The 11,360-nt window shown below is 72.1% G+C and carries 8 protein-coding genes; 3 read left to right on the forward strand and 5 right to left on the reverse strand.

Annotated elements, in window-relative coordinates; genetic code table 11:
- The 3 genes from MTQ10_RS20970 to glgB form a co-directional block, all read left to right on the forward strand.
- Nucleotides 1–272, forward strand: a 272-nt coding sequence (locus MTQ10_RS20970; RefSeq protein WP_247470471.1) for an alpha-glucosidase C-terminal domain-containing protein, incomplete at its 5' end; no start/stop codon positions are given.
- Nucleotides 273–377: 105 nt separating this feature from the next.
- Nucleotides 378–1,772: a maltokinase N-terminal cap-like domain-containing protein gene (locus MTQ10_RS20975; protein ID WP_247470474.1), complete on the forward strand. Its 1,395-nt coding sequence runs from the start codon at nucleotides 378–380 to the stop codon at nucleotides 1,770–1,772.
- A gap of 53 nt (nucleotides 1,773–1,825) precedes the next feature.
- Complete coding sequence (gene glgB / locus MTQ10_RS20980; RefSeq protein ID WP_247470477.1) at nucleotides 1,826–4,273, forward strand: 1,4-alpha-glucan branching enzyme; 2,448 nt, start codon at nucleotides 1,826–1,828, stop codon at nucleotides 4,271–4,273.
- Nucleotides 4,274–4,279: 6 nt separating this feature from the next.
- Here glgB and MTQ10_RS20985 read toward each other — a convergent pair whose 3' ends face one another.
- The 5 genes from MTQ10_RS20985 to MTQ10_RS21005 form a co-directional block, all read right to left on the reverse strand.
- Complete coding sequence (locus MTQ10_RS20985) at nucleotides 4,280–4,798, reverse strand: DUF1990 family protein (RefSeq protein WP_247470480.1); 519 nt, start codon at nucleotides 4,796–4,798, stop codon at nucleotides 4,280–4,282.
- 61 nt (nucleotides 4,799–4,859) lie between these two features.
- Nucleotides 4,860–6,506 (reverse strand): M4 family metallopeptidase, encoded by a 1,647-nt coding sequence (locus MTQ10_RS20990; protein WP_247470483.1) that lies wholly within the window; start codon nucleotides 6,504–6,506, stop codon nucleotides 4,860–4,862.
- Between the two features lie 231 nt (nucleotides 6,507–6,737).
- Complete coding sequence (locus MTQ10_RS20995) at nucleotides 6,738–8,765, reverse strand: M4 family metallopeptidase (RefSeq protein ID WP_247470486.1); 2,028 nt, start codon at nucleotides 8,763–8,765, stop codon at nucleotides 6,738–6,740.
- 276 nt (nucleotides 8,766–9,041) lie between these two features.
- Entirely contained in the window at nucleotides 9,042–10,832 is a 1,791-nt protein-coding gene (locus MTQ10_RS21000) for an ABC transporter ATP-binding protein (protein ID WP_247470489.1), read from the reverse strand.
- A partial coding sequence (locus MTQ10_RS21005) for an ATP-binding cassette domain-containing protein (protein ID WP_247470492.1) occupies nucleotides 10,829–11,360 on the reverse strand: 532 nt, incomplete at its 5' end. The genes MTQ10_RS21000 and MTQ10_RS21005, both read right to left, overlap by 4 nt.

Consider the following 11,360-nt stretch of genomic DNA (forward strand, 5'->3'; position numbering starts at 1 on the left):
CCTTCGGCCTCGGCTCCTTCACCGAGCTGCCGTCCAGCAATCCGGCCGTCCTGGCCTTCCTGCGCGAGTACGAGGACGACCTCGTGCTGTGCGTGAACAACTTCTCCCGCTTCGCCCAGCCCACCGAGCTGGACCTGCGGGCGTTCACCGGCCGCCACCCGGTCGAGCTGTTCGGCGGGGTGCGCTTCCCCGCCATCGGAGAGCTGCCGTACCTGCTCACCCTGGCGGGCCACGGCTTCTACTGGTTCCGGCTCCGCAAGGAAGCCCCCTGACCCTCCCCGGCCGCGCGGGCGGGGGAAGCGTTTCCCCCGCCCCGCCCGGGGCACGCAACAGGCACACCCCGACGGCCCTCCCACCGGGGAAAGGACGTGACGCCCATGGCGGAAACGGTCACAGTCTCGGGCACGGTCAGCCCCAGCCTCCTCGCGTCACTGGACCCACTGCTGCGGGAGTGGCTGCCACGGCAGCGCTGGTTCGCCGGCAAGGGCCGGCCCGTCACCGGATTCACCCAGGTCGCGGCCGTCGAGCTGCTGCCGCCGTCCGGCCGGCTCGGCCTGTACCACCTGCTGGTGCGCGCCCATCAGCCCAGCGTGCCCGTCGTCGGCGCGACCCCCCACCCCGCCGACTGCTACCAGCTCCTCATAGGGGTGCGCGAGGCGCTGCCGCCCCGGCTGGCGCCCGCGCTCATCGGCCATGTCACCGGCGGCCCGCTCGCCGGGCACACCGTGTACGACGCCCTGTACGACACCCGGCCCGCCGAGGTGCTCCTGGAGGCCCTGCGCTCCGGGGCCCGCATCGGCGGGCTCCGCTTCGACCGGGACCCCGAGCGGGACATACGGCCGGGTCTCGTGCCCCGCCTCATGACCGCCGAACAGTCGAACTCCTCGATCGTCTACGGCGACACGTACATCCTGAAACTGCTGCGCCGGGTCGTGCCCGGCGTCAACCCCGATCTGGAGCTGCCGCTCGCCCTCGCCCGCGAGGACTGCCCCCGCGTGCTCCCACCGACCGCCTGGATCCAGGCCGACGTGCACGACGAGACGTACGTCCTCGGGGTGCTGCAACCCTTCGTGCAGGGCGCCACCGACGGCTGGGAACTGGCCCTGCGGGAACTCGCCAAGGGCGAGGACTTCACCGCCGACGCCCACGAGCTGGGCCGTGCCACCGCCGAGGTGCACACCGCGCTCGCCCGCGCCCTGCCCACCGTCACCCTGGGCCGCACCCACCTCGAACCCCTGGTCGACGGCATGACCGAGCGGCTGGAGGCCGCCGTGCAGGCGGTGCCCGCGCTGCGGCCGTACGCGGCGGGCCTGCGCACCGCGTACGCCGCCGTCGCCGAACTGGTCCGCGAGGGCCGCACGCTCACCGCCCAGCGCGTCCACGGCGATCTGCACCTCGGGCAGTGCCTGCGCTCGCCCGACGGACGCTGGTCGCTGATCGACTTCGAGGGCGAGCCGGCCCGCCCGCTGGCCGAGCGGCGCATGCCGCAGCCCGTGATCCGGGACGTCGCCGGGATGCTCCGCTCCTTCGACTACGCCGCCTGCTCGCTCGACCCGCCCGACCCGGCGTGGGCGCGGCGCTGCCGGGCCGCCTACTGCACCGGGTACGGCGAGGTCGGCGGCATCGACCCGCGGACCGAGCCGGTGCTGCTGCGGGCCTTCGAGACCGACAAGGCGATCTACGAGGTGCTGTACGAGGCACGCCACCGCCCCGACTGGCTGCCGGTGCCGATGGCGGCGATCGAGCGGTACGCCGCATCCGACCCGACCTGACCGTTCCTGACCTCACCCGACCCGACCAGACCTGCGCCGAGGAGGCTCCGCCCGTGACGGACCCGAAGAAGACGGCAGGGAAGAAGACGCCGGCGAAGAAGACGGCGGCGAATAGGACGGCGACGGCCGAGAGGACGGCGACGGGCAAAACGGCGAAGGAGAGGACGGCGGCCGACACACCGGCCAGGAAGAAGACACCCACGAAGACGCCCGCGAAGCAGACGCCCGCGAAGCAGACGCCCGCGAAGCAGACGCCCGCGAAGAAGGCACCCACGAACAAGGCACCCACGAAAAGGGCGCCCGTGTCCGTCGCCCCCGCCCCCGCCCTCGACCCCGGCGACCGTGAGCGGCTGCTGGCCGGCGCGCACCACTCCCCGCACTCCCTCCTCGGCGCCCACCCCGTGGACGGCGGCATCGTCTTTCGCGCGCTGCGCCCGTACGCGCTCGGCGTCAGCGTGCTCGCGGGGGAGCTGCGGGCCGATCTGCACCACGACGGCAACGGGTTCTTCTCCGGGCTGCTGCCCCTGCCCGAGGTCCCCGAGTACCGCCTGCTCGTCGCGTACGAGGGCACGGTGCTGGAGACCGAGGACGCCTACCGTTTCCTGCCGACGCTGGGCGAACTGGACCTGCATCTGATCGGCGAGGGCCGGCACGAGCAGCTGTGGCAGGTGCTCGGCGCGCACCCGATGACCCACCAGGGCGTCACCGGCACCCGTTTCTCCGTGTGGGCGCCGAACGCGCTGGGCGTGCGGGTGGCGGGGTCGTTCAACCTCTGGGACGGCACCGGCTGGCCGATGCGGTCGCTGGGCTCGTCGGGGGTGTGGGAGCTGTTCGCGCCGGGTGTCGGCGAGGGCGAGCTGTACAAGTTCGAGATCACCCGCCCGGACGGCTCGAAGACCCTGCGCGCCGACCCGCTGGCCCGCCGCACCCAGGTCCCGCCGGAGACGGCGTCGGTCGTCACGTCCTCGCACCACGAGTGGGGCGACGCCGAATGGCTGGCCCGGCGCTCCGAACGTCCCGCGCACGAGGCGCCGTTCAGCGTGTACGAAGTTCATCTTCCGTCCTGGCGGCCCGGATCGACGTACCGTCAGCTCGCGGATCAGTTGCCCGCGTATGTGAAGGACCTGGGTTTCACGCATGTGGAGCTGATGCCGGTCGCCGAGCATCCCTTCGGCGGCTCCTGGGGCTACCAGGTCACCGGCTTCTACGCGCCGACGGCCCGTCTGGGCTCCCCGGACGACTTCCGGTATCTCGTCGACCGGCTGCACCGGGCGGGCATCGGCGTGATCATGGACTGGGTGCCGGCGCACTTCCCGCGCGACGACTGGGCGCTGGCCGAGTTCGACGGGCGTCCGCTGTACGAGCACGCCGATCCGTTGCGGGCGGCGCACCCCGACTGGGGCACGCTGGAGTTCGACTTCGGCCGCAACGAGGTGCGCAACTTCCTCGTCGCCAACGCCGTGTACTGGCTGGAGGAGTTCCACATCGACGGGCTGCGGGTGGACGCCGTCGCCTCCATGCTCTACCTCGACTACTCGCGCGAGCCCGGCCAGTGGACGCCGAACGCGCACGGCGGCCGGGAGAACCTGGACGCGGTGGCGTTCCTTCAGGAGATGAACGCGACCGTGTACCGGCGGGTGCCGGGCGTGGTGACGATCGCGGAGGAGTCCACCGCCTGGGACGGTGTCACCCGCGCCACCCACCACCGGGGCCCCAGCGGCTTCGGCGGGCTCGGCTTCGGCCTGAAGTGGAACATGGGCTGGATGCACGACTCGCTTCAGTACATGGGCCACGACCCGGTGCACCGCAAGTACCACCATCACGAGATGACGTTCTCGATGGTGTACGCGTACAGCGAGAACTACCTTCTGCCGATCAGCCACGACGAGGTCGTGCACGGCAAACGGTCCCTGGTGTCGAAGATGCCCGGCGACTGGTGGCAGCGGCGCGCGAACCACCGGGCGTATCTGGGGTTCATGTGGGCGCACCCCGGCAAGCAACTGCTGTTCATGGGGCAGGAGTTCGCGCAGGGCGCCGAGTGGTCGGAGGAACGCGGCCCCGACTGGTGGCTGCTCGACCCGCACTACGGCGCCGAGGCCGACCATCGCGGTGTGCTCGACCTGGTGCGGGACCTGAACACGGTGTACCGGGCGACGCCCGCGCTGTGGCAGCGGGACGTGCACCCCGACGGTTTCCGCTGGGTGGTGGGCGACGCGGCCGACGACAACGTCCTCGCGTTCCTGCGGTACGACGCCGACGGCAGCCCGCTGCTCGCGGTCTGCCACTTCGCGCCCGTCGTACGGCACGACTACCGGCTGGGTGTGCCCGAGGACGTGCCCGCCTGGCACGAGGTGCTGAACACGGACGCCGCCCGGTACGGCGGCAGCGGCGTCGTCCGCCCCGACCCGGTCAAGCCGGAACCGCAGCCCTGGCACGGGCTGCCGGCGAGCATCCGCGTCACGCTGCCGCCGCTCGCCACGGTGTGGCTGCGGCCCGCGTGACGGCGGTCAGACGTCCTCGGGCGCGCAGAGCTTGCGCAGGACCGTGCCGCAGCGGCGGGCGTAGGCGCTCTGCAGGCCGCGGGTGGCGGGGCCGCCCGCCTTCGCGTACCACTTGGCGGGCCGGCTGAACGCGGCGACCGTCAGCCACACCGTGCCGTCGCCGGTGCGTTCGACGAGGAAGGCCTCCTCGCCGCACTCGGGGTGCCCGGCGAGGGTGCCGTACGCCCAGCCGGCGCGGCGGTGCTCCTCGACGGCCCACACGACGCGGCAGGGCGCCTTGATCATGCCGGCGAGGGTGACCGTGACGTCCACGCCCTGCGCGGCGCGGGGCGCGGACGCGTCGATGCCGACGCCGAGGGCGCGGTGCATCTCCCAGGTGAGGACGGCCTCCGCGGCCCGGCGGAAGACCGGCTCGCCCTCGCCCAGGCGGGTGCGGACGTGCAGCGGGCGGAAGCCGGGCGGGCAGGCGGTGACGTCCTCACGTGTCGCGCCGACAGCGTCGTACGTGAAGTCCTCGGAAGACATGGGGCCCAAGCGTACGGCCCCCGGGAGGGGAGTCTCCCCGGGGGCCGTCACCGTGCCGGGGTCAGCTGACGTTGACCGCGGTCCAGGCCGCCGCCACCGCCTTGTACTCGGTGCTGCCGGAGCCGTACAGGGCTGCCGCCGCGTTCAGGGTGCCGGTGCGGGCCGCCTTGTAGTTGGTGGTCGACGTGAAGTACGTCGTGAGCGCCTTGTACCAGATCTGAAGTGCCTTGGCCCGGCCGATGCCGGTGACCGTGGAGCCGTTGTAGGTGGGGCTGTTGTAGGTGACGCCGTTGATGGTCTTGCTGCCGCTGCCCTCGGCCAGCAGGTAGAAGAAGTGGTTGGCGACACCGGAGGAGTAGTGGACGTCCTTGCGGCCGAGCGAGGAGGACCAGTAGTCGGCGGAGGCGCCGTCCTTGCTGGGCTTGTCCATGTAGCGCAGCGGGGTGCCGTTGCCGTTGATGTTGAGCTTCTCGCCGATGAGGTAGTCGCCGGCGTCGGAGGAGTTGTTGGCGTAGAACTCCACGCCGGTGCCGAAGATGTCGGAGGTGGCCTCGTTGAGGCCGCCGGACTCGCCCGAGTAGTTCAGGCGGGCGGTGCTGGCGGTGACGCCGTGGCTCATCTCGTGGCCGGCGACGTCCAGCGAGGTCAGGGGGTGGGTGTTGCCGGAGCCGTCGCCGTACGTCATGCAGAAGCAGCTGTCCTGCCAGAAGGCGTTGACGTAGTTGCTGCCGTAGTGGACGCGGGAGTAGGCGGCCTTGCCGTCGTTCTTGATGCCGTTGCGGCCGAACGTGTTCTTGTAGAAGTCCCAGGTGACCGCCGCGCCGTAGGCCGCGTCGACCGCCGCTGTCTGGTCGCTGGAGGAGCTGGAGGCGGTGCCGGTGCCCCAGACGTCGTCGGCGTCGGTGAACAGGGTGCCGGTGCCGGAGGTGCCGCGGGCCAGGTTGTACGTCTTGTGGCCGCCGCGGCCCGTGTCGTACAGCTGGTACGTGGAACCGGACTTGTAGGTGCCGAGGGTGACGGTGCCGGAGTAGAGGCTCTTGCCGGTGCCGGTCTGGACGCCCTGGTACTCGTAGAGCTTGGCGCCGGTGGCGGCGTCGGTGATGACGTGCAGCTCGTTGGGGGTGCCGTCGTCCTGGAGGCCGCCGACGACCGTCTCGTACGCGAGGACGGGCTTGCCGGTCGCCGCCCAGATCACCTTGCGGGGCGCCCGGGCGGCCTCGGTGTCGGCGGAGCCGGCGGCCTTCGCCGCGGACAGGGCCTGCGTCTCCGCCTTGGCGGCGGCCACCTTCGGGGTCAGCGTCGCCGGCTTGATGGACGCCTGGACGGCCTTGGTCACGCCCTCGGTCTCGCCGGAGGCCGTCTGGTGGACGACGAGGTCGCCGCCGAGGACCGGCAGGCCGGCGTAGGTGCGCTCGTAGCGGGTGTGGACGGTGCCGTCGGCGTCCTTGACGACGTCCCGGACGACGAGCTGCTCCTGTGCGCCGAGGCCTATCGCGCGGGCCGTCGTGGTGGCCTCCGACTGCTTCTCCTGGATGAGGGAGGCGCGGGCGGTGTCGGAGAGCAGGACGGGTGCGGCGGACAGCTCCGGCGCCGGCGTCTGCGCGACCGCGGAACCGGTGGTCAGACCGGTGCTGAGGAGGGCTCCGGCCGCGACGGCGGTGGCGACGGCCAGAGCGGTGCGCTTGCGACGCGCGTAGAGGGGAGTCACACAAGCTCCTTTGTGGGGGAGTCCGGTCCGGAGTGGGGTGCCGGCCGGAGTGCTGGTGAGGTTGTGCGGCGGGTGAGGGAAGCGTGGCAGACAGGACGCGTACATGTCAGGAGGGTGTCGTGATGTTGGCCGGAATTCGGCTGTCCGACAATCGTTTCGGGAATGTAAAAACGGGCGCCGCCCCGGGGATTCGAATCACCGGGGCGGCGCCCTGACCGAGGGGCCCGCGGCTTACGGGAAGGTCAGCTTCCAGCCATTGATGTAGCCCGTGTCGTAGCGGTAGACGTCCCGCACCTGGAGCTTCCAGGTGCCGTTCGCCGTCTCCGACGAGGCGTTGACCGTGTAGGTCTCCTGGACGTTGTCCGCCGAGTCCGAACCGCTGGAGTTCTTCAGGCGGTACGCCGAGCCGTCCGGGGCGATCAGGTCGATCACCAGGTCACCGCGGTAGGTGTGGACGATGTCGACCGAGACACGGAGGTTGGAGGGGGCGTTGCCGGTCCGGCCGGAGACCGTGATCGAGGACGTCACGGCGGAGCCGTAGTCCGGGATCGACACCCGGGTGTTGTTCTCGAAGACCGTGCCGCCGCCGTCGCCGCCGCCCGAGCGGGAGCCGACCGCGACCGCGGCCCAGGCGTCCTGCACCGCCTTGTACTCGGCGGACGACGTGCCGTACAGCTCACCGGCCGCCGCGAGGGTGCCGGTGCGGGCGCCCGCGTAGTTGGTGGTCGAGGTGAACTTCGTGGTCAGCGCCCGGTACCAGATCTGAAGCGCCTTGGCCCGGCCGATGCCGGTGACCGGAAGACCGTCCGCGGTGGGCGAGTTGTAGCTCACGCCGTTGATGACCTTGGCGCCGCTGCCCTCCGACAGGAGGTAGAAGAAGTGGTTCGCGGGGCCCGACGAGTAGTGGACGTCGACCGAGCCGATGCCCGAGTACCAGTTGTCCTTGGACGCCCCGTCCTTGCTGGGCTTGTCCATGTAGCGCAGCGGGGAACCGTCCCCGTTGATGTCGATCTCCTCGCCGATGAGGTAGTCACCGACGTCGGAGGAGTTGTTGGCGTAGAACTCCACGCCGGTGCCGAATATGTCGGAGGTCGCCTCGTTCAGGCCGCCGGACTCGCCCGAGTAGATCAGGTTGGCGGTGTTCGAGGTGACGCCGTGGCTCATCTCGTGGCCGGCGACGTCCAGCGAGGTCAGCGGGTGCAGGTTGCTCGCGCCGTCGCCGTACGTCATGCAGAAGCAGCTGTCCGACCAGAAAGCGTTGATGTAGTTGTTGCCGTAGTGGACGCGCGAGTACGCGCCCACCCCGTCGTTGCGGATGCCGGTGCGGTTGAAGGTGTTCTTGTAGAAGTCCCAGGTGACCGCCGCGCCGTAGTGCGCGTCCGCCGCCGCGGTGGCGGAGTTGGACGCCGAGCCGTTGCCCCAGGTGTCGCTGGTCTGCGAGTACAGGGTGCCGGTGCCGGAGGTGCCGCGGTTGAGGTTGTACGTCTTGTGGTTGCCGCGCGCCCCGTCGTTGAGGGTGTACGTCGAGCCGGACTGGGTCGTCGTCAGGGGCACCGTGCCGCTGTACATGGTGTTGCCGGTGCCGGTGTGCACGCCCTGGTACTCGAACAGCTTGGCGCCCGTGGTCGCGTCCGTGATGACGTGCAGCTCGCTCGGGGTGCCGTCGTCCTGGAGGCCGCCGACGACCGTCTCGTACGCCAGGACGGGCTTGCCGCTCGCCGCCCAGATCACCTTCCGCGAGGAGTCCGCCGCGGACTTGGTGCCGCCGAGGTCCTTCGCCCGGGCCACCGCCTGCTTCTGCGCCGCCGCCTGGCTGACGTCCGGCGTGAGGTCGGAGACCTTCAGCGCCGCGTCGGTCGCCTTGATGACCCGCTTGGTCGCGCCCGACTTGTCGGTGTCCACGATCAGGTCGCCGCCCAGCACGGGCAGACCGGCGAAGGTGCGCTCGTAGCGGGTGTGCAGCGTGCCGTCGGCGTCCTTCACGACGTCCCGTACGACCAGCTTCTCCTGGGAGCCCAGGCCGAGCGCGGCGGCCGTGGCGGCCGTGTCGGCGGAGGCGTCGCGCAGCAGCTCGGCGCGCTGCGACGGGGAGAGCTGGACGGACGCGGCACCGGTGGGCGACGCCTGCTGCGGGGCGGCGGTGGCCGCGCCCGACTGGATCGCCGCGGTCAGAAGCGCGGCGACACCGACCAGGGCGGCGCCTGCCGTCCGGCGGTGCAGGGTGTGGGGGGTGCGTCTGCGCGAGGAACTGCTTCTCAACACTGACTCCTTCTGCGTGGCCGCGGGTCGCGCGGCCAGGGGAGATCCGGACGGGAGGATGCGCCGTCCGGGCAGAACAAGGTGGTGCAGGTGGTACGCGGAACCACGTGCGGCAGTGCGGGACCGAGTCGCACAGCGGTGATCAAGTGCTGTGGGGTTGCTGTGAACCGGCCGTGGGAAGAGTGGCAGGAGTCTCCCGGTTCTGTCAGGAGCGCGTCAGAAAGTTGGCTGGAAATGGTTCGTTGTCCGGATGTTCGAGTTCGGTATGCGAACGCTTTACCGGTCGTCGCTGGGAGCGCTCCCGCCGTGCCAGGTCCGCCACAGCCGCGCGTACGCCCCGCCCGCCGTCACCAGCGCGTCGTGCGTGCCCAGTTCGGTGAGCTGGCCGCCCTCCATCACCGCGACGCGGTCCGCGTCGTGCGCGGTGTGCAGCCGGTGCGCGATCGCGATGACCGTACGGCCCCGCAGCACCGCCGCCAGCGCCCGCTCGGTGTGCCGGGCCGTCGCCGGGTCCAGCAGTGCCGTCGCCTCGTCGAGGATCAGCGTGTGCGGGTCGGCGAGCACCACCCGGGCCAGCGCCAGCTGCTGCGCCTGCTGCCCGTCCGTGCGGTGCCCGCCGTCGCCCAGCTCCGTGTCCAGCCCGCCCGGCAGCTCACGCACCCAGCCGTCCGCGCCCACGGCCGCCAGCGCGTCCCACAACTCCTCGTCGGACGCGGACGGTTCGGCGATCCGCAGATTGTCGCGGACCGTGCCGAGGAACACATGGTGCTCCTGGGTGACCAGCACCACCTGGCGGCGCAGCCGCTCCGGCTCCAGCGCCGACACCGGCACACCGCCCACCGTCACCGACCCCCTCGTCGGCGCGTCGATCCCCGCGAGCAGACGGCTCAGCGTCGTCTTGCCCGCCCCCGACGGGCCCACCACCGCCAACCGCTCACCCGGCCGCACGCTCAGATCCACGCCCCGCAGCACCTCGCCGCCGCGGTCGTAGGCGTACCGGACACCCGTCACGTCGATACGGTCGTCGGCGGGGACCAGGAGGCCGCCGGAGACGCCCTGCCCCCGCCCCGTGGACGCCGCCTGCTCCGGCACCTCGGCGAGCCCTTCCACGCGGGCGAAGGAGGCGCCGCTGCTCTGGAGTTGCTCCATCCGCACCAGGATCTCGTCCAACGGCCCCTCGAACTGCCGCAGATACAGCGCGGCGGCCACCACCGCCCCGAGGCTCACCGCGCCCCGCTCGTGCAGCACCCCGCCGAGCACCAGCACGCCCGCAACCGGCAGCAGATACGACACCTCCACCACCGGGAAGAACACCGACCGCAGATACAGCGTGTAGAACCGGCGGCGCCGCGACTCCTCCAGCGCCTCACGGGCCACGGCCGACCGCCGCCGCTGCAACCCGAACGCCTCCACCGTCCGCGCACCGGCCGCCGTCGCCCCGACGATCTCCGCGACCCGCGAGTTCGCGGCACCCTCCGCCAGATAGCCGTCCCGGGCCCGCCGCAGATACCAGCGCAGCACCACATGCACCGGGGCGAGGGCCAGCACCCCCACCACACCGAGCAGCGGATCGATCGCGAACACCGCGCCGAGCAGGAACGCCGCCTGCAACAGGTTGATCAGCAGTTCCGGACCGGCGTCCCGCAGCGTCGTGCCGACCGTCGCCACGTCCGCCGTGCCACGCGCCGTCAGATCGCCCGTCCCGGCCCGCTCCACCACCGACGCGGGCAGCGCCAGCGTCCGGTCCACGAACTGCTCCCGCACCCGCGCCAGCGTCCGCTCCCCGAACCGGTACCCCGCGTACCGCGCCCAGCGCGTCAGCAGCAACTGCGCCACCGCGCAGCCCAGGATGACCAGCGCCGCCCGGTCCACCGCCTCGACGCCCGCCCCGGCGCGCACCCGGTCGATGATCCGGCCCAGCAGCCACGGCCCCGCCAGTCCCGCCGCCGACGCCGCCGCGTTCAGCGCGACCACGGCCGCGAAGGCCCGGCCGTCCGCCCGCACCAGCCGCAGCGAGGCCCGCCGCACCTCCGCCCGCCCCGCGACCGGCAACTGACCCCGGCTCATCGCACGGCCTCCTCGGTGTCGTTGTCCCGGGCCACCAGCGCCCGGTACCCGGGCTCCTCCGCCAGCAGCCGCCGATGGGTGCCGGTCGCCGACACCTTCCCGTCGACCAGCCACAGCACGGTGTCCGCCCGGTCCAGAACCAGCGGCGACGACGTGGCGACGACGGTCGTACGGCCCTCGCGCGCCCGCCGCAGACGGTCGGCCACCAGCGCCTCCGTGTGCGCGTCCAGCGCCGACGTCGGCTCCACCGCCAGCAGCACCTCCGGATCGGCGAGCAGGGCCCGCGCCAGACGGACGCGCTGCCGCTGGCCGCCGGAGAGGTTGCGGGCCTGGGCGTCCACGGGGGAGTCGAGACCGTCGGGGAGGCCCTGGAGGATGTCGTCGGCCGCGGCCATGTGCAGGGCGTGCCGGGCGCGCTCGTCGGGGTCGGCGGACCCGGCGGACCCGGCGAGCCTGTCGTGACCGGCGTGGCCGTGCCCGCCGCGCTCCCCGCGCTTGTCGTACCCCTCCGGTGACGCCCCCTCGGAC

This window comes from Streptomyces sp. XM83C (genome assembly GCF_023072675.1).
GTDB lineage: Bacteria > Actinomycetota > Actinomycetes > Streptomycetales > Streptomycetaceae > Streptomyces > Streptomyces thermocoprophilus.